The 18,357-nt window shown below is 67.9% G+C and carries 17 protein-coding genes; 7 read left to right on the top strand and 10 right to left on the bottom strand.

What is annotated here, in order from left to right:
• On the bottom strand, positions 1-336 hold the full coding sequence (locus QRN25_RS00335; RefSeq protein ID WP_036526870.1) for an SEL1-like repeat protein: 336 nt from the start codon (positions 334-336) through the stop codon (positions 1-3).
• A 325-nt stretch (positions 337-661) separates the two neighbouring features.
• Here QRN25_RS00335 and dksA point away from each other — a divergent pair, with 325 nt between their 5' ends.
• The 5 genes from dksA (at position 662) to QRN25_RS00360 (ending at position 3,960) form a co-directional block, all read left to right on the top strand.
• Positions 662-1,120: an RNA polymerase-binding protein DksA gene (gene dksA, locus QRN25_RS00340; protein WP_036526871.1), complete on the top strand. Its 459-nt coding sequence runs from the start codon at positions 662-664 to the stop codon at positions 1,118-1,120.
• Between the two features lie 196 nt (positions 1,121-1,316).
• Positions 1,317-1,691 (top strand): PilZ domain-containing protein, encoded by a 375-nt coding sequence (locus QRN25_RS00345; protein WP_008827780.1) that lies wholly within the window; start codon positions 1,317-1,319, stop codon positions 1,689-1,691.
• Between the two features lie 65 nt (positions 1,692-1,756).
• Positions 1,757-3,277 (top strand): ABC transporter substrate-binding protein, encoded by a 1,521-nt coding sequence (locus tag QRN25_RS00350; RefSeq protein ID WP_285016710.1) that lies wholly within the window; start codon positions 1,757-1,759, stop codon positions 3,275-3,277.
• 70 nt (positions 3,278-3,347) lie between these two features.
• Complete coding sequence (locus QRN25_RS00355; RefSeq protein WP_271180971.1) at positions 3,348-3,737, top strand: DUF4112 domain-containing protein; 390 nt, start codon at positions 3,348-3,350, stop codon at positions 3,735-3,737.
• A gap of 37 nt (positions 3,738-3,774) precedes the next feature.
• On the top strand, positions 3,775-3,960 hold the full coding sequence (locus QRN25_RS00360) for a hypothetical protein (RefSeq protein ID WP_285016854.1): 186 nt from the start codon (positions 3,775-3,777) through the stop codon (positions 3,958-3,960).
• Here the strand turns inward: QRN25_RS00360 and arfB are convergent, their stop codons facing one another.
• From arfB to pabB, 4 genes are all read right to left on the bottom strand, one after another.
• Complete coding sequence (gene arfB / locus QRN25_RS00365) at positions 3,961-4,371, bottom strand: alternative ribosome rescue aminoacyl-tRNA hydrolase ArfB (protein WP_271180826.1); 411 nt, start codon at positions 4,369-4,371, stop codon at positions 3,961-3,963.
• Positions 4,368-5,042: an RluA family pseudouridine synthase gene (locus QRN25_RS00370; protein ID WP_285016713.1), complete on the bottom strand. Its 675-nt coding sequence runs from the start codon at positions 5,040-5,042 to the stop codon at positions 4,368-4,370. Before QRN25_RS00370 ends, arfB begins: the two co-directional genes overlap by 4 nt.
• A gap of 153 nt (positions 5,043-5,195) precedes the next feature.
• Positions 5,196-6,362 carry a pyridoxal phosphate-dependent aminotransferase gene (locus QRN25_RS00375; protein WP_285016715.1) on the bottom strand — a complete coding sequence of 389 codons (1,167 nt, stop codon included), beginning with the start codon at positions 6,360-6,362 and terminating at the stop codon, positions 5,196-5,198.
• Between the two features lie 141 nt (positions 6,363-6,503).
• Positions 6,504-8,300, bottom strand: a complete 1,797-nt coding sequence (pabB, locus tag QRN25_RS00380; protein WP_285016716.1) for an aminodeoxychorismate synthase component I — start codon at positions 8,298-8,300, stop codon at positions 6,504-6,506.
• A 127-nt stretch (positions 8,301-8,427) separates the two neighbouring features.
• Here pabB and QRN25_RS00385 point away from each other — a divergent pair, with 127 nt between their 5' ends.
• Both QRN25_RS00385 and QRN25_RS00390 read left to right on the top strand, forming a co-directional pair.
• Positions 8,428-10,038, top strand: a complete 1,611-nt coding sequence (locus QRN25_RS00385) for a helicase HerA-like domain-containing protein (protein ID WP_285016719.1) — start codon at positions 8,428-8,430, stop codon at positions 10,036-10,038.
• Between the two features lie 131 nt (positions 10,039-10,169).
• Positions 10,170-12,770, top strand: coding sequence for a M1 family metallopeptidase (locus QRN25_RS00390; protein WP_285016721.1), 2,601 nt, complete (start codon positions 10,170-10,172; stop codon positions 12,768-12,770).
• Positions 12,771-12,905: 135 nt separating this feature from the next.
• Here the strand turns inward: QRN25_RS00390 and QRN25_RS00395 are convergent, their stop codons facing one another.
• From QRN25_RS00395 to QRN25_RS00415, 5 genes are all read right to left on the bottom strand, one after another.
• Positions 12,906-14,357 carry a sensor histidine kinase gene (locus QRN25_RS00395; protein WP_285016723.1) on the bottom strand — a complete coding sequence of 484 codons (1,452 nt, stop codon included), beginning with the start codon at positions 14,355-14,357 and terminating at the stop codon, positions 12,906-12,908.
• Entirely contained in the window at positions 14,357-15,100 is a 744-nt protein-coding gene (locus tag QRN25_RS00400) for a response regulator (RefSeq protein WP_285016725.1), read from the bottom strand. The genes QRN25_RS00395 and QRN25_RS00400 overlap by 1 nt, the downstream gene beginning before the upstream one ends.
• Before the next feature lie 32 nt (positions 15,101-15,132).
• Positions 15,133-15,888, bottom strand: coding sequence for an EF-hand domain-containing protein (locus tag QRN25_RS00405; RefSeq protein WP_285016727.1), 756 nt, complete (start codon positions 15,886-15,888; stop codon positions 15,133-15,135).
• 216 nt (positions 15,889-16,104) lie between these two features.
• Positions 16,105-16,500 carry a cupin domain-containing protein gene (locus tag QRN25_RS00410; RefSeq protein WP_285016729.1) on the bottom strand — a complete coding sequence of 132 codons (396 nt, stop codon included), beginning with the start codon at positions 16,498-16,500 and terminating at the stop codon, positions 16,105-16,107.
• A 1-nt stretch (position 16,501) separates the two neighbouring features.
• Entirely contained in the window at positions 16,502-18,322 is a 1,821-nt protein-coding gene (locus tag QRN25_RS00415; protein ID WP_285016731.1) for an aminopeptidase P family protein, read from the bottom strand.
• Between the last annotated feature and the right edge of the window lie 35 nt (positions 18,323-18,357).

Raw genomic sequence — 18,357 nt, forward strand, 5'->3', positions numbered from 1 at the left:
TCAGGCAGCCTTGCGGACCGTCGCGCCCAGCCACTGGCGCGCGCGGCGCTGGGCTTCGGCGATTTCACGGGCCGTCATGTCGTCGGCGACTTCAGCGCGGCAGACGGTGGCTTCCTCGTGCCCGCCCACGGCGGCGAGGTTGAACCACTTGTGCGCTTCGATGAGGTCGCAGGGGGCGCCGTGGCTGCCGGTCGAGAATGCGACACCGAGATCGAAATAAGCCGAGGCATCGCCCTGCGCGGCGGCGGACAGCGCCTCGGCGATGAGCATGTCGCCTGCGAAGTCGTTCGCGGCGGCCGGCGTGGCGAGATCCTGGTTAATCCAGACAGTTTCCATCGTAATCCCCGTGCCTTCAAAAAGGGTTGTGACCGCGTGGACCTCAATCGTTTGCAAATGGCCCCTGCGTTCGATTTGGCCAATCTGTCCGACGGCGATCAAGAAATGGTTAACGGCGACTGCGAGCAGGTCCCGCCTGCGGATTGACTCTGTGTCACCCGGAGACGGCGTTAAGAATTTTGTGGATCGCCACGGATATACGCTTGTGCGGTCAAGAGTGCGGAATTATAGGCCGCCTCAACTGCGGATCGTTGTACGGTTACCGGAAAAAATTCGGGGCTGCAGGGCGTTGGCGATCTGTGGAAGCACTGCGGAGTTTCTCTGGATGGCAACGGCCCTAGCTGACGAAATCGATGTACTCGCCAAGGCAAAGCGTGCAATTGGCGGCGCCTACATTTCCGAACCTGACGAAGAATACATGAATGAGGCACAGCAGGATTATTTCCGGCGGCTGCTTCTGGCATGGAAAAAGTCGATCCTCGATGCGGCAGCGGGCACGCTGCAGCAGTTGCAGGACGGCCCGATTCGCGAACCCGACCTCAACGACCGCGCCTCGAGCGAGACCGACTGGGGTATCGAACTGCGCACCCGCGACCGCCAGCGCAAGCTGATCGCCAAGATCGATTCGGCCATGCGCCGCATCGAGGAAGGCGAATACGGCTACTGCGAGGTCACCGGCGAGCCGATCGGCCTCGGTCGTCTCGAAGCGCGTCCGATCGCGACCATGACGGTCGAGGCGCAGGAAGCGCACGAGCGCCGCGAAAAAGTCTCGCGCGACGACTGATTGGATTGCGGCACCGGCCCGGTGCCGCGATTCCGACAAATAAGGTCAAGACCCGGCTCCGACTCTGTCCGGAGCCGGGACATTAAGCCTTTGTTTGCCAATGGCGGCTAGGAATACGGGCCAAAGCACGGTAGTTTGCCGCGCACTGGCGGCACGATCGTGACGTGCATTTTGAAACGCCCCGGACGAAGATCGCATGAACCAAGGTGAAAATCGGCAGATTGCGCGCGACAGCCTGTTCCTCATGGCTGACCTTCGCGTGGACGGTCTCGACGGCGATTTCCGGATCAAGGTGCGCAACCTCTCGGCCGGCGGCATGATGGGCGAAGGCAACGTGCGCGTCGTGCGCGGCACCGTCGTCTCGGTCAACATCCGCAATATCGGCTGGGTCGAAGGCTCGGTCGCCTGGGTGCAGGAAAGCCGCTTCGGCGTCGCTTTCCGCGAGGACATCGATCCGCGCCTCGCCCGCGCTCAGGCCGGCCAGGCCGGGCAGGTCGAGCATATGACCCCCGATTACTTGCGCAACTACCAGGCCCCGACGACCGACGCGACGCTCCTGCGCAAGATCTGAGAGGGAAAGCGGAAAAATCCCGCGCGCCGGTTGCGAGGCGCGGGAAATCGGCTACTCCCTGTTCCATGCTGTCCAAGCGCCAAGCCTCGCGGGTGCTGGCCGTTGCGGCCGCCTTCACGCTCGCCTCCTGCAGCGGCTACGATAACTCGGCGCTGGGCGTCGCCGTGGTCGGCCAGCCCGGCGATCCCTTCTCCGAAAGTTCCGATCTCTCGGCCGGAGCCGTACTGGTTCGCGCCTCGACGGTGGAGGGGCTGGTTGCCTTCGACGATGCGGGCCGTGTCATCCCCGCGCTTGCGGATCGCTGGATCGTCACGGACGACGGCCAGAGCTACATCTTCCGCCTGCGCGACGGCAACTGGGCGACCGGAGAGCCTATAACCGCCGAATCTGCGCGCCGTGCGATCAATGCTGCACTCAAGGCGCTCGATGACGGGCCGCTGGCGCACGACCTTGCGGGCATCGACGAAGTCCGCGCCATGGCCGGGCGCGTGATTGAGATCCGCCTCACGCGGCCGATGCCTTACCTGCTCCAGCTTCTCGCCCAGCCGGAACTGGGGCTTTACCGCAAGGGGCAGGGCACCGGCCCGATGAGCGTGACCCGATCGGGCGGCATCGCCACGCTCAGCGCGATCGATCCGGCCAAGCTGGGCCTGCCGCCGATCGACAAGTGGGCCGAGCGCACGCGACAGATCCATTTGCACGCGCTGCCGGGCGCGCAGGCCGTGGCGGCGTTCAACGACGGCAGCGTCGATCTCGTGCTGGGCGGGCGCATACAGGATTTCCTGCAGACCCGCTCGGTCGGCATCCTGCGCGGGACGATCCAGCTCGACCCGGTGGTCGGTTTGTTCGGCCTGCACGTGATGAACGACAAGGGCTTCCTGTCCGAGCCCGCCAACCGCGAGGCGCTGGCCATGGCGGTGGACCGGGAGGGGTTGATCTCGCCTTTCGGCCTCGGCGGCTGGTCCGCGACCACGCGTATCGTTACCCCCAGCCTCGATGGCGACCTTGGGACCATCGGCGAACGCTGGGGCGAGCAGACGCTGGATCAGCGCCGCGCGATCGCGGCCGCGCGGGTGAGATCATGGCACGGGCCGGCGGGGACACCGTCCCAGGAGCGTGCGCCGGGCGCTCGACAGTCAGGAGCCCACCACGTCCGCTTGAGGGTCTGGCTTCCCGAGGGGAGTGGAGCCACCGTCCTGTTCAATCGACTGGTTGCCGACTTCGCGACGATTGGCGTCGGTCTCGATCGGGCGAAGGATGCCGATGCTGCCGATCTTGCGCTCGTCGACGACGTCGCCCGCTATCCGCGCGCGGGGTGGTATCTCAATCGCCTGTCGTGCCAGGCGGGCCGGGGGCTCTGCTCGCAAGAGGCCGATGCGCGCGTGGCCGAGGCTGCGAGCGCCGCCACGCCTGCCGAACGCGCCGCCCTGCTGACCGAGGCCGAGGCGGAACTGACCGGTGCCAACGTCTTCATCCCCTTCGGCACGCCGATCCGCTGGTCGCTGGTGCGCGGCAGCGTCGACGGGTTCTCGGTAAACCCGTGGGGCTGGCATCCCTTGATGCCGCTGGCCTGGCTCACCAAATAAGCGAAAGCGGCTCGTGAAGTCGCGGTTCGACAAGAGGCTGGAATACGTGGTCAACCCATCGGCGCGGCGCATGGATTATGAGCTTCCGTTCGGCAACGATCCGGTATCGGTGCGCCGCCGTGTGGAAGCGTTGGAGCGCGTGTTGGAGCGGGCCTTCACGGTGCCGGGCCTCCGCCGCCAGGTCGGTCTGGACGCGGTGGTCGGGCTGGTCCCGGTCGCAGGTGATCTCGTCGCGGCGGCCATGGGCCTCTACCTCGTTTGGGAGGCGCGCAATCTCGGCATGTCGAAATGGCAACTGGCGCGCATGACCGCCAATGTCGGGTTCGATACGCTGGTCGGCGCAATCCCCGTGGCGGGCGATCTGTTCGATTTCCTGTTCCGCTCGAACAGCCGCAATCTCAAGATCATCCGCAAGCATCTCGACAAGCATTACCCGCATACCCGGGTCATCGACGTCTGACGATCGAACGGCTATGGGCGGAAGCATGAGATCCGCCTTGTCCGCCATGGCCCTGCTTGCACTGGCCGCCTGTTCCAAGTCCGACACCGCGCCCGGTCCCGGCGGCGTGACGATGGGCGAGGCGCGCGCGCTCGACGAAGCCGCTGCGATGCTGGACGAGCGGCGGCCGCCTGCAGAGGCTGTCGTACCCTCCGAGGGGCAGGCTACAGAGGCTGCTCGATAGTCAGTCGAAGCTGACTTTGCCGCGCCCGGCCTTGACCGAGCCGCGCAGCTTCTTACCTTTCAGGCGCTGTTCCTTGCCGACGCGGTTGAGGCGGCTCTTGGCGCGCTTTTCAGGCAGCTTGTGGGCCTCGGTGATAAGGTCGGCGAGGCGTTCGCGGGCATCGGCGCGGTTCGCTTCCTGCGTGCGGAAGCGGCGCGCGGTCAGCACCAGTTCGCCGCGCGCTGTCATGCGGCTGCCGGCGAGTTCCTTGAAGCGGGCGAATACCGGCGGAGTGAGGCGCAGGGCGTAGACGTCGAGGCGCAGTTGCACCGCCGTCGCCACCTTGTTGACGTTCTGCCCGCCCGGGCCGGTCGAGGCGATGAAGCTCTCGGTCGCGAGAGCCCAGGCGCGCTCGACGACCTCGTCGCTCATTCGGGGGCTGCTTCCGGGGTTACGTCCTCGAAACCGAGGGCGGCGAAGTCGGCAGGCAGGGGCGCGGCCGCTACGATCGGGGCCTTGTCGCCGCGCGGGACGGTCAGGCCGGCCGCGTGAAGCATGGTGCGCGGGGCGCCGCCCTTGGTGCCGTAGACCGGATCGCCCAGCAGCGGGAAGCCGAGGCCCGAGGCGGCATGGACGCGAATCTGGTGGGTGCGGCCAGTCTCGGGGCGGAATTCCACGAGGGTCAGGCCGTTCCGTACATCCAGCTTGCGCCAGTGCGTGACGGCGGGCTTGCCCTTGCGCGCCGGGATCATGCGCCAGCCGTCCTTCGCGGTGCTGACCTTGGAGAGGTTCAGCGCGATGGTGCCTTCGTCCTCGCTGACCTCGCCCGCAACTACGCCGAGATAGCGCTTTTCGACCGTGCGCTCCTCGAAGGCGGCGGAGAAGCGCTTGAGCGCCTTCGGGTTGCGCGCCAACAGCAGGCAGCCCGATGTGTCGCGGTCGAGGCGGTGGACCGGCGCGGGTTCGCGGTGAAAGCCGAGCTTCAGTTCGTCGAGGCGGTCTTCCAGGCAGTGGCCGCCCGCACGGGGACGGTCGAGCGGAAGGCCCGCAGGCTTGTCGATGACGAGCGCTTCGCCGTCTTCGAAGAGGATTTCGAGTTGCATGGTGCTTTCTTTCATCGTCCCGTAATCTGCAGGACCATTCGCTTGATGCGTCTTTAGCCTAAATGTTCGTCATTGCGAGCGCAGCGAAGCAATCCAGGGCGGTTTGCTCGACTCTGGATTGCTTCGCTGCGCTCGCAATGACGAAGGAAAGGATTATCCCACCGCCTCGGCAATCCGCCTGCAGGCCTCGACCAACTGGGCCTCGTCGGCCGCGAAGCTGATGCGGAAGCCATCGCGCCCGCCGAAGGCCGAGGCCGGGACGATCGCCACGCCGTGGTCCAGCAGGTGCAGCGCCAGCTTCGCGTCGTCGCCGAAGCGCTCCATCAGCGGCGCGGCATCGACCATGCAGTAGAACGCGCCGTCGGGCACCGGCGTCGACAGGCCGGGTATCGCGTTGATCGCAGAGACCACCAGGTCGCGCCGGGCGCGGAAGCGTTCGCACCACTCGGCGAGAAATTCCTGCGGTCCCTCGAACGCGGCCACGGCGGCGGCCTGACTGATCGAGCAAGGGTTGCCCGAGGAGTGCGACTGCAGCCGCTCCATCGCCTTGATGAGCCACTCCGGCCCGGCGGCGACGCCGATGCGGAAACCCGTCATCGCGTGGCTCTTGGAGACGCCCGAGACGGTCAGGATGCGGTCGGCAAGGTCCGGGCACAGGTTCGCCAGCGTGGCGTGAGGCCCGCCCGTATAGTTGATCGGCGCGTAGATATCGTCCGACATCACCAGCACGCGCGGATGATGGCGCAGCACCTCTCCGATGCCGAGCAGCGTTTCCGCGGGCAGGCACGCACCGGTCGGGTTGCCGGGGCTGTTGAGCAGCACCCACAAGGTATTCGGCCCGATCTGCGCTTCGAGGTCGGCGGGCGTGAAGCGGAAGTTGTCCTTGGCGTGGGTGTGCAGCGGCACGATCTTGCCACCGGCGAAGCGCACGATTTCCGGATAGCTGACCCACCATGGAGCGGGGACGATCACCTCATCGCCCTCGCTGATCGTGGCGAGCATGGCGTGGAAGATCGCCTGCTTGCCGCCCGCGCTGACAGTCACTTGCGACGTCGGAACCTCGATCCCCAGGTCGCGTGCGAAGTGCAGCGCGGCGGCCTGCTTGAGCCGCGAGGTGCCGCCCACGGGGGTGTACTTGGTCTGCCCGCCGTCGAGCGCGGCCTTGGCGGCTTCCAGCACATGCGGCGGAGTGGCGAAGTCGGGCTCGCCGACCGAGAGCGAGATGATGTCGCGCCCGGCTTCGCGAAGCTGGGTGGCGCGGTCGGTCATCGCCGTGGTCTGCGACGGGGCGATGCGGGAAAGGGCGGTGGCCAGGTGCATTGTGGGGCGTCTCTTAGAACAGGAGCCGAGGATCGCAAAGCATCGTCCGGCGGGGGCTTCGACAAGATCAGCCTGAGCGGAATTTAAAGACCTGCTCTCAAAACCGCTCAGGCTGAGCTTGTCGAAGCCCCATCAGGCCATTTACAGCAGCCGCGCGGGGATCAGCCCACGCAGGGCATTGCCGATGAAAAACCCGCCTGCGAGATCGTCCAGCGTCAGTTCGGCTTCCACCGCTCGGCCCGCGTCCAGCAGCGAGCGGCGCAGCACGCCCGGCAGCAGGCCCAGCGTCGCGGGCGGGGTCAGCAGCGTGCCGCCGCGCTCGACGAACAGGTTGGTGAAGCAGCCCTCGGTCACCAGGCCATCGTCGCGTAGCAGGATCGCCTCGTCAGCACCGTTCGCGCGCGCCACTTCGAGACCCTTGTCGTAGAAGCCGCGATCGGTGGTCTTGTGGGCGAGGCGCCAGTCGCCGCTGTCCACTGGCAGGCGCAGCACAGCGACGGTCGCGGGCTCGGCGAGAGTGTCGGGCAGATCGGTCAGTTCCAGCGAGAACGCCCCGGTGCGGCCGACGACGAGGCGCAGCTTCGACGGAGCTTCGGCCTCGAAACACAGCGCCTGGATGGCGTTGCGCACCGCATGCCGGTCGAACCCGAAGCCCAGCGCGGCGGCGCTCGCGGCGATGCGTTCGAGGTGCAGTTCGAGCAGCGCGATGCCCGCCTCGGGCGTGAAACGCATCGTCTCGATCAGATCGAAGCTTGCAGGCGACACGACTTCCCCGGCAACCTGCACTTGCGACTCTCGCACGAAACCCCCTTTGACCAGGCATTCCCGCCATTCGGGAAGCGCTTGCGAATCCGCGACCACGGCGGACCCGACCCCTAGGACAGCGCGACCGTCACGGTCGAGACGCAGAGTGCGGATTGCCACATTGAAAGCCGCATCGCCAGAGGGTTCGATATAGCCGATGGAGCCGCAGTAGACCCCGCGCGGTGTCCGCTCGACCTCGGCGATCAGTTCCATGGCGCGGATCTTGGGCGCGCCGGTGATCGAGCCGCACGGAAACAGCGCGCGCAAGAGGTCGAGCGCGCCGCGCCCCTCGGGCAGGGTGGCGCGCACCGTCGAGACCATCTGGTGGACGGTTGGATAACTTTCTATGGTGAAAGGATTTTCCACCCTTACACTGCCCGCCCCGGCCACGCGCGACAGGTCGTTGCGCATGAGGTCGAGGATCATCAGGTTCTCGGCGCGATCCTTGGTGCTGGCGGCGAGATCGACGGCGAATGCGGCGTCCTCGGCGGTGTTGCGGCCGCGCGGGCGAGTGCCTTTCATCGGCCGCACTTCGACTTCGCGGCCCGAAAGGGTGAAGAACAGTTCCGGCGAGAAGCTGAGATGCCAGCGCGCGCCGTCGTGGATCACCGCGCCGTATCCGGCCGCCGCGCGCGGGCGCAGCGCGGCGTAGAGCGCTAGCGGATCACCGCTCCATGGCCCGGCCAAGGGCAGGGTGAGGTTGGCCTGGTAGATGTCGCCTGCCTCGATCGCGCCGTGAATGGCGGCGAAGGCCTGTTCGTAGCCGCCGAGATCGACTTGCGGTTCGAGCGGGCCGATTGCTGGCCGCTCCGACCCGGCGCGCGCGGCCAGCCAGAGCGGCACTTGGGCGGGTGCAAGCGCCTCGTAGCCTTCGAAGGCGCCGAACCAGAGCAGCGGCCCTTCAGCGGCGCGCAGGCGTCCGGCGAGGCGCGGTTCCAGCGCCAGTCCGGCTTCGTACGTCATGTAGCCCGCAATGTGCAGGCCCTGCCGCGACAACGCCTGAAGCCGTTCCAGCGCGGGCAGGACGTCCTCGCCGCGCATCGCCACGACGGTTTCGCGCGGCGCGCGGTAGAGCCGGGCATCGGCGGCGCCTTCCTTGCGGGCGTCATCGAGGAGGACGAAGGGTTCGTTCATGGGATTGCGCGGGCCTTTAGCGGGAGTTTGCCGCTCTGCCCACCCCGCGCACGAGCGAGGGATGGCACTTCCGCAGCGCCCCCGGCCACGCTACACCGATGCCGCGACAGGGCTTGGAGACGACGGGATGAGCGAGATTTTCCTCGGACTAGGCGGCGGCAGTGGAGAGGGCGGCGAGCGGCAGGTGCTGCGGCTCGACCGCGCCAACCGGCATGGCTTGATCGCGGGCGCTACCGGCACCGGCAAGACGGTGACCCTGCAGACCATTGCCGAGCAGTTCTCCGCCGCCGGGGTGCCGGTGTTCATGGCCGACGTGAAGGGCGACCTTTCGGGCGTGTGCATGGCCGGGAGCCCGCAGTTCAAGAACGCCGCCATCCTCGAATCGCGGGCCAGGGAGATCGGCATCACCGACTATGCCTATGCCGACAATCCCGCGGTTTTCTGGGACATTTACGGCGAGCAGGGCCATCCGGTGCGCACTACCATCTCCGAGATGGGGCCGCTGCTGCTGGCCCGGCTGATGGACCTCAACGAGACGCAGGAGGGTGTGCTCAACATCGTCTTCCGGTTGGCCGACGACGAGGGACTGCTGCTGCTGGACCTCGAAGACCTGCAGGCGATGCTCGCTTACGTGGCACTCAACGGCACCCAACTGGCACTCAAGTATGGCAATGTGTCGAAAGCGAGCGTCGGAACCATCCAGCGCCAGCTCCTCGCACTGGAAAGTCAGGGCGCGGCGCAGTTCTTCGGTGAGCCCGCGCTGGAGATCGCCGATTTCATCAAGTGCGACGATCAGGGACGCGGCTACATCAACGTGCTCGCCGCCGACAAGCTGATGCGCAGCCCGAAGCTCTACGCCACGTTCCTGCTCTGGCTGTTGTCCGAGCTGTTCGAGGTGCTGCCCGAGGTCGGCGATCCCGAGAAGCCCAAGCTGGTGTTCTTCTTCGACGAGGCGCACCTGCTGTTCGATGATGCCCCCAAGGCGCTGCAGGACAAGGTCGAGCAGGTCGTCCGCCTCGTCCGCTCCAAGGGCGTGGGCGTCTACTTCGTGACGCAGAACCCGATCGACATTCCCGAGGAGATCGCCGGGCAGCTCGGCAACCGCGTCCAGCATGCGCTGCGCGCCTTCACCCCGCGTGACAAGCGCGCGATCAAGGCGGCGGCCGAGACCTTCCGCATCAACCCCAAGCTCGACGTCGAGGCGGCGATCACCGAGCTGAAGGTGGGTGAGGCGCTGGTCTCCACGCTGGGCGACGACGGCGCGCCTTCGGTGGTGCAGCGCACGCTGGTGGCGCCGCCGCGCTCGCGGCTGGGGCCGATCACCGACAAGGAGCGCGCGATCGTCCAGTCGATCAGCCCGTTCGAGGGCAAGTACGACACCCGCGTCGACCGCGAGAGCGCGGAGGAAGTGCTCGCCGCCAAGGCTGCCGACGCCGCCGCCACTGCGCAGGAGGTGGAGGAGAAAGGCCGCGACGAGGTCGCCAAGCAGGAGCGCAGGAGCCCCGGCTTGTGGGACGGCATCGGCGGCAAGGTCGCCAAGGCTGCCGCCGGGGCCGCCGCCGCCAGCGCCGGGTCGATCCTGGCGCAGACGATGCAGGGCAAGAAGAGCCGCGCCAGCCCCAAGGCCTCGGCCGCCAGCGCCGCTGCCGGGACGGTGGGCGACGCGCTGGGCAAGGCGATCGGCTTTCCCGGACTTGGCAGGTTCGCGCGCAATCTCATCGGCGGATTGATGCGATAGTGCGAAGGCTCGTCGTCCCGGACTTGATCCGGGACAGGTGGCGGTCTTTGGGCGGAAGCGTGTCGCGCGCGCTGCCCGGCGGGCGGGTCACGGCCAGCGGTCCCGGATCAAGTCCGGGACGACGTATCGTGATGCTGCTTGCCCTTCTGTTCGGCAGCATGACCGTAGCCGCGCAGGCGCAATCGGTCCCGCTCGGGCGGCTCGACGACACCGCCAAACCTGCGGCCTACCGGCTGGACCTCACCATCGATCCGTCCCGCCCGCGCTTTTCCGGGCATGTCGAAATCGACGTCATGCTCGCCGCGCCCGCCTCTTCCATCGTGCTGCACGGGCGCGGGCTTGACGTGTCGCGCGTCGTGGCGCGGGCGGAGGGCCGGTCGGTTGCCGGGCGCTGGCAGCAGCTCGACCCCATCGGCGTTGCGCGAATCGAATTCCCGGAAGACCTGCCCGCCGGGCCGGTCACGCTGGCCTTCGATTACGCCGCACCGTTTGCCGACGGACCTGCCGGACTTTTCCGCGAGCAGGTCGAAGGCGCATGGCATGTCTGGTCCCATTTCGAGGCGATCGATGCCCGCGCCGCGTTCCCCGGCTTCGACCAGCCCGGCTTCAAGACCCCCTTCATCCTCACCCTGCGCACGCCCAAGGGCCTGACCGCGATCGGCAATGCGCCCGAAGCCGGGCCGCCGGTCATCGAGAACGGGCTGGAGGTGCACCGCTTCGCGCCCACCGCACCGCTGCCGACATACCTGGTCGCGATGATGGTCGGCCCGTTCGCTTCGCTGGCGGGGGAGGCGAAGTCTTTGCCCCTGCGCATCGTCTCGACCCGGCAGAACGCCGACAGGCTGGCTTTCGCGCTTGACGGTACGCGCCGCATCACCGGGTTGCTGGAGGATTATTTCGGCACGCCCTTTCCCTTCCCAAAGCTGGACCAGATCACCACGCCGGTCCTGCCCGGCGCCATGGAGAACGCGGGCGCGGCGCTCTATCGCGACGACCTGCTGGTGATGGATGCCGGGGCGCCGGTCACCCGGCAACGCGCCTTCGGCACGATCGTGGCGCACGAACTCGGCCATCAGTGGTTCGGCGATCTCGTCACTCCGGCATGGTGGGACGACTTGTGGCTGAACGAGAGCTTCGCCAACTGGATCGGCTACCGCATCGGTGACGCCTGGCGTCCGGACCTCGGCATCGCCGGAGATGCGCTGGGCACCGGATTCGAGGCGATGGAAACCGACGCTCTGCTCGCGGGTCGGCCGGTGCGCCAGCCCATCACGGACAGCCGCCGGATCGAAACTGCCTTCGATGCGATCACGTACGGCAAGGGCGGCCATGTCGTCGGCATGGTCGCTGCATGGCTGGGTGACGAGCGGTTCCGCGAGGGCGTGCGCCGGTACATCGCCGCGCATGCGGGGGGCAGCGCCACCAGCGAGGACTTCTTCGCCGCGCTCGCCGAAGTCGCGGGCAATCCCAAGCTGGTGCCGGCGATGCGCAGCTTCGTCGAGCAGCAGGGCGTACCGCTCCTTGCCATGCGGCGCGACGGGGACCGGGTCATGGTAACGCAGTTGCGCTACACCACGGCGGGCGTCGCCCCGCCCGAAACGCGCTGGACGATCCCGCTGTGCCTGCGACGCCGGGATGGCAAAGGGGGAGAAGCGCGCCGCTGCTTCATCATGGACCAGCGCACGCAGAGCTTCACGCTGCCCGGAGAGGGGCCGGTGTTCCCCAACGCAGGCGGCACCGGCTACTACCGCTTCGAGCTGACTGCCGGGCACTGGCAGGAACTGATCGCCGGGGCCGACCGCCTGCCGGGCGGCGAGGCGCTGGCGCTGGTCGATTCGCTCTGGGCCTCGATCCGCGCCGGGCGCGGCACCATCGGCGAGATGGCGCGGCTGGAGCGCAAGCTCATCCGGCATCCCGATCCGCACGCCGCCGATGCCGCCGACAAGGCTCTGTCGAGGCTGGTGCGCGAGAACATCGTCGGCGCACCGGGACGGCGGGGGTTCCGGTTCCTGCGCGAGAAGCTCTACGGGCCGCTTCTGAAGGAGTATGGCTTCGACCCGCGCGCGGGCGTTTATGCGCGTGAGGGAGCGGCACGCGCGCAGCGGCGGGTGCAGGTGGTCAATGCGCTCGTCGGCACCGGCGCCGGGCGGCAGTTGCGAAAGCAGCTGGGCGCGGCTGCCGTGGCTTACCTCGCGGGTGATGGGGCTGCGCTCGACCCGGCGTGGTTCGACCATGCGTTCGATCTGTACCTCTACGATCGCGATGGAGCGGCGGTGCGCACGCTGGTGGACAAGGCGCTGGCTTCGGAGGACCCGGTATTCCGCCCGGCAGCGCTTGGCGCGGCGGCGCGCACGGGCTTTCCGGCGATGGCGGCGTGGCTGCTTTCGCTCGACGATCCGCGCCTGCGCGAGAGCGAGCGGCGCGATCTGCTCGACGGTATCATGGCGCGCAGTGCCAGCCGGGAATACGGGTATGGCTGGGCGCTGTCCCACGTCGGGGCGTTGCTCGGCGGGGCGGACGGGCAGGCGGTTTCGACGCGGTTGCCGCAGATGCTCGGACGGTTCTGCTCGGTGGCCTGGGCGGACCGCATCGCACGGGATTTCAAGGCGGCGTTCGCGGCGACGCCGGGGGCGCTCGAACTGGACCGCGCGGTCGAGCGGGTGCGCAATTGCGGGCTTCTCGACGACATGATGGGCGCGCAGATCGACGTGGAATTCGCGACGTTGCGGTAGGGTAGTTCCTCCCCGATCTTGTCTTGGGGAGGTGGCAGCCCGTCAGGGCTGACGGAGGGGGAATTGTCCGGCCTTTCCCCCTCCACCACCGCCTGCGGCGGCGGTCCCCCTCCCCGAGACAAGCTCGGGGAGGAATTAGCTCAGCGGCAGCTCCAGCCTCACCGTCAGTCCTTCGACCTCGCCGGTGGGCGAAAGCCGGTTCGCCAGCACCAGTGCGCCGCCGTGCTGGTCGGCGATGGCCCGCGCCAGAGCCAGGCCGAGGCCCGCCCCGCCGGTCGCCTTGTTGCGCGAAGGGTCGCCGCGGACGAAAGGATTGGTCATGGCCTGGATCTCGTCGTCGGGGATGCCGGGGCCGTCGTCCTCGATACGGACCACGGCGCGATCGCCTTCCTTTTCCAGCCCCACCCGCGCGCCGCCGCCGTAGCGAAGGGCGTTGTCGATGAGGTTGCGCAAGGCGCGCCGCAGCCAGGTCGAGCGCAGTTCGAGGACGGTGCGCTGGGTGTCGCCGAGATCCACCGGCTCGCCCATGTCCTCGTATTCCTCGACGACCGAGGCGACGAGGGCGGACAGCTCGGTGCGTTCGCGTGGGTCGCTCGGGCGGCCGACGCGGGCGAGCGAGAGGATGTCGTCGAGCGTGCGCACGATGTCCTCGATCGTCGCGGCCATGCGGCCGCGCTCGATGTCGTCCTCGACCGATTCGATGCGCACGCGCAGGGCTGCGAGCGGGGTCTTGAGGTCGTGGCCGATGGCGCCGAGCATCACGTCCTTCTCGTCCAGCATGGCGACGATGCGCGCTTCCATCGCGTTGTGGGCGACGATCAGACGCTGCATGTCGTCCGGCCCGCTGGGATCGAGCTGGCCGGCCGAGCCGGGGCTGACGGCGAATTGCTCGACCCGGCGGGTGAGCGCGGCCAGCGGCCGGGTGATGCGCCGCAGGATGAGCGCGACGGCACCGACGAGCACGAGGTAGATGATCACCGTCTGCACGATCAGCGGGCGGATCATGACGCTGAAGGCGCGCGGACTGCGCACGCGGGCGACCATCCAGCTGGCCTTGCCGGGCTGCTTGACGCCGACCACCAGCAGGTGATCGTCCATCATCTCGCTGACTTCCGGCCCGTCGAGCCGTCCATGCGCGGCGCGCTTGTATGTCTGGGTGCGGGCGAAGGCGTCGCGGCCGACGGTGCGGTGGACGACCACGATCTGCGAGGCGGGGAAGTCCTGCTCGGCCAGCGTGTGCTGGAGGCGGGCTTCCATGTCGTCATCGCGCTTTTCGCCGGTGCGCAGGGGCGAGCCATCGCTGAATTCCAGCGGAAAGCCGCGCAGGGGCGGCCCACCGAACGGCGTGCGATCCCGGTCCCGGTCATTCCCGCGCAGCATCCGGCCGAGCGCACCGCGTCCGCGCGTCTCGGCAATGAGCTTGAAGGCGACGGCATTGCTCATGCCTGCCTCGTAGCCCTCCAACTGGGCGCGGTAGACGAGCAGGGCGCCGATGCCCTGCACCAGCAGCAGCGCCGCCGCCACGGCGAGCAACATCTGGCCCATCAGGCTGCGGGGCCTGAGCCTGGAAAGAATCGGAAGGTGCATCAGTCCTCTATCGGTACGCGGCGCACGTCCGCCGCCAGCATGTAGCCGCCGCCCCAGACCGTCTGGATGAGCTGGGCGTTGCGGCTGTCCTGCTCGATCTTGCGGCGCAGGCGGCTGACCTGGTTGTCCACCGCGCGGTCGAACAGGTGCGCCTCGCGGCCCTGCACCATGTCGAGCAGGCGGTCGCGGTTGAGCACTTGCCGGGGGTGTTCGAGGAAGGCCATCAGCAGCCGGTATTCCACCGAGGAAATGGCGACGACCGCGCCCTCGGAATCGATCAGGCGGCGCTTGAGCGGATCGAGCCGCCAGCCTTCGAACTCGAAGGCCTCGTTCTCGACCGGCGCGGGCGCGGCGCGGTTGGCGCGGCGCAGGACGCTGCGCACGCGGGCGACCAGTTCGCGCGGCTCGAAGGGCTTCACGACATAGTCGTCGGCGCCGATCTCCAGCCCGACGATGCGGTCGGTCGCTTCACCGCGCGCGGTGAGGAAGATCACCGGCACGTCCTGGGCCTCGACCAGATGGCGGCAGAGCGACAGGCCGTCCTCGCCGGGCATCATGATGTCCAGCAGGACGAGGTCGAATTTGGCGTCACGCAGGCGCGAGCGGGCCTCGGCCGCGCTCGATGCCTGGACGACGGCGAACCCCTGCCGCGACAGGTAGTCGCCCAGGGGTTCGCGAAGGGAAGCCTCGTCGTCGACGAGCAGCAGCTTGGCCGGAGAAGGAGCAGGCGCGGTATCGTTCATCTCTAAATCCATGGCGTTACCGCGCCTTCCTGTCAGTTCGCAGCCTTCTTGTCAGCCTTCTTGGTCTCCCAGCGGGCCTTGCGCTCGTCCATGTGCGCCTTGCGGGCGGCTGCGCGCTCTTCCTTGGTCACCTTGCCGTCGTGGTTGGTGTCCTGCGCATCGAAGCGCTTGAGGGCAGCGGCAATGAACTCGGCCTGGGTGACGGCGCCGTCGTTGTTGGCGTCGGCCTGCTTCTCCATCATTATGCCGCTGCGCGGACCGCCGAAGCGACCGGGGCCGCCGCGGCCCATCTTGCCGCCGTGCATGCCCCCGTGCATTCCGGCGCGCATGCCGTCATGCTCGCCGCCGGGAGGGGGCGGGGGAGCGCCATCTTCACCAGCCGGAGGCGGGGGCGGGGGGCCGTCCATGCCGTCAGGACCGGGGCCGACGGGGCCACGCCCTTCGGGACCGCGATCGGCCATGAACTCGGCCTTGGAGATCGAGCCGTCGCCGTTGGTATCGAGCTTCGCGAACATTTTCTCGCGCATCTGCTGGTGCATCAGTTCGCGGTCGGCCTTGTCGAGCTTGCCGTCCTTGTTGACGTCGAGCTTCGCGAAGAGTTCGGTCGCGCGGGTCTGGGCCTCGGCGCGGGTGATCACGCCGTCGCCGTCGGCGTCCATCTTCGGACGCTCCATGCGGGGCTTTTGCGCAGCAGGGGCGTTGTTGGCAGGGGCCTGGGCGCAGGCCACGCCGCCGATCGTCAGTGCAGCAGCCGAAAGGCCGAGCAGCAGGGTCTTCATCGAGGTCATGTGTCTTGTCCCGTAACAATTGGATGAGAGCCACAGGACAGCAAGGGAAGGGAGGGGGAAGAACTGTCCTGCGGCTCTCTGTGATCCTGTCTAAACGCCGGTTGTCGCGCAGTTGTGCCGGGACATGCGTTTATTGTCGTCAATTGTCACAAGTAGAGCAGGGCGTTCATCTGCAAGCCATTCCTCCCCGCGCTTGTCTCCGGAGAGGGGGAGGATTTAGCGCGGGCGGCCCTGTGTGCCCATTCCCGCCGTCACGAACAGCGCGCTCGCGGGTTGCGAGACGTCGGCGGTGTGCCACACGCCCGCCGGGTTCACGATGTACTGCCCCGCCTGCAAGGTCTCGGAATGGAGGCGGCCATCGGGATATTCCTGGATCAGCGTCATTTCGCCGGAGAGGCACACGACCAATTCGTCGCCCTCCGGGTGCATTTCCCACGAATCCCAGCTGGTCGAGAAATCGTACATGCTGACGAGGCGGCCCTCCTTCCCATCGGCTGCGGTGCGCTCCCCATAGGCTGCGTACCAGTCCATCCCGGTGAAGGCGGGCTGGTCTGCGACCTTCGCACCAAGACCGAGGTGGACCGGAAAGGTGCGAAGGTTGCGCGCCGTCATGTCAGAGCGGCTCGCACTGGGCGTGCAGCCAGGTCAGCGCGTCTCCTTCCAGCTGCGGCGCGACGATCTCCAGCACCCGCGCGTGATAGTCGTTCCACCACGTGATTTCGGCTGGAGATAGCAGCGATGTGTCCACCAGGCGCCGCTCGATCGGCACGTGGGTGAGCGTCTCGAAGCCGTAGTATTCGCCGTCCGAGCCCGCGATCTCGCGCTTTTCGACGAGGATCAGGTTCTCGATGCGGATGCCGTATTCGCCGGTCTTGTAGTAGCCTGGCTCGTTCGAGAGGAACATGCCCGGCAGCAGCGGCTGGTCGGTGCCCGCTTGCCCGCCCGAAGACTTGGCGATGCGCTGCGGCCCTTCGTGAACGGCAAGGAAGCTGCCGACGCCGTGGCCGGTGCCGTGGGCATAATCGAGCCCGACCTGCCACAGCGCATGGCGCGCCAGCACGTCGAGCTGGCTGCCCGCCGTGCCCTTGGGGAACACCGCGAGCGCCAGCGCGATGTGGCCCTTGAGCACGCGGGTGAAGCGGTCCTTCACTTCGACGAAGGGCGCATCAGGCCCGACCCAGACGGTGCGGGTGATGTCGGTGGTGCCGTCCGGATACTGCCCGCCCGAGTCGACGAGATAGACCGAGTTCGGCTCCAGCGTGAGGCTGGTTTCCTCCGACACGCGGTAGTGCGGGCTCGCGCCGTTCGGCCCGGCGCCGGAGATCGTGTCGAACGACAGGTCGCGCAAGGTCGGATCGAGCGCCCGGAAGTCCTGCAGCTTCGCGGCGGCCGACATTTCGGTGACTTCGCCCTTGGGCGCCTCGACCGCGAGCCAGTGGAGGAAGCGCGTCACGGCGGCGGCATCGCGGCCCTGCGCGGCGCGGTGACCGGCCTGCTCGACCGGGTTCTTGACCGCCTTGGGCAGCACGGTGGGGTCGCGCTCTTCGACCAGCGTAGCGCCGACGCCGCGCAAGGTCTCGAAGATGGCGCTGACGGCCCGCTCGGGATCGATAGCGACGCGCTTGCCTGCCAGTTCACGCAGGCCCTCGACGAACGCGGTGCGCTCGCGGATGGTGACCGCGTTGCCGAGGTGGCGGCGGACCTCGTCGGTCACTTTCTCCCCGGCGATGAACAGGTCGGCGGTGCCGTCCTGCCGCGCGATGACGTAGGACAGCGCGACGGGGGTGCGGTCCACGTCAGCGCCGCGGATGTTGAGCAGCCAGGCGATCGAATCGAGTGCGGTGATCACCGTCGCGTCGAGGTTCCGGGTCGCGAGCCATTCGGAAACGGCGGCGCGCTTGGCTTCGCTCGCCTCGCCGGTGAACTGGTCGGGGTGGACGATCGCGGAGGCGGCCGAGGGCAGCGGCTGATCGTCCCACACCGCGTCGATCGGGTTGCCCTCTACCGCGATCAGCGCGCCGCCCTTGGCCGCGAGCGTGGTTTCCACCGCCTGCGCCCACTTCGATCCGTGAAGCCATGCGTCATAGCCGATCTTCGCGCCTTCAGGAGCGTTGGCGGCCAGCCATGCCGGAACGCTGGTGGCGGGTACGTTTTCGTAGGCATAGAGCCTGCCGTCCACCTGGTCGCGCACCTGCAGGGTATAGCGCCCGTCCACGAACATCGCAGCGGCAGGCGAGCGCGTGGCGTCGGTCAGCACCACGGCGGTCCCGGCCGAGCCGCCGAAGCCGGTCAGCCATTCGAGCCGCTGGGCATAGGCGCCGACGTACTCGCTCATGTGCTCGTCGGAGATAGGGATCACGAAGCCATCGAGGCCGCGCGCCTTCAGTTCCTTGCGGAGCGCATCGAGGCGGGCTTCGTGGGTATTCATCAGCATGTCATGGGTTCCGGCTTGCGGGGGGTATTGAGCAA

It is taken from the genome of Novosphingobium sp. fls2-241-R2A-195 (genome assembly GCF_030209485.1).
GTDB classification, from domain to species: Bacteria; Pseudomonadota; Alphaproteobacteria; order Sphingomonadales; family Sphingomonadaceae; genus Novosphingobium; species Novosphingobium resinovorum.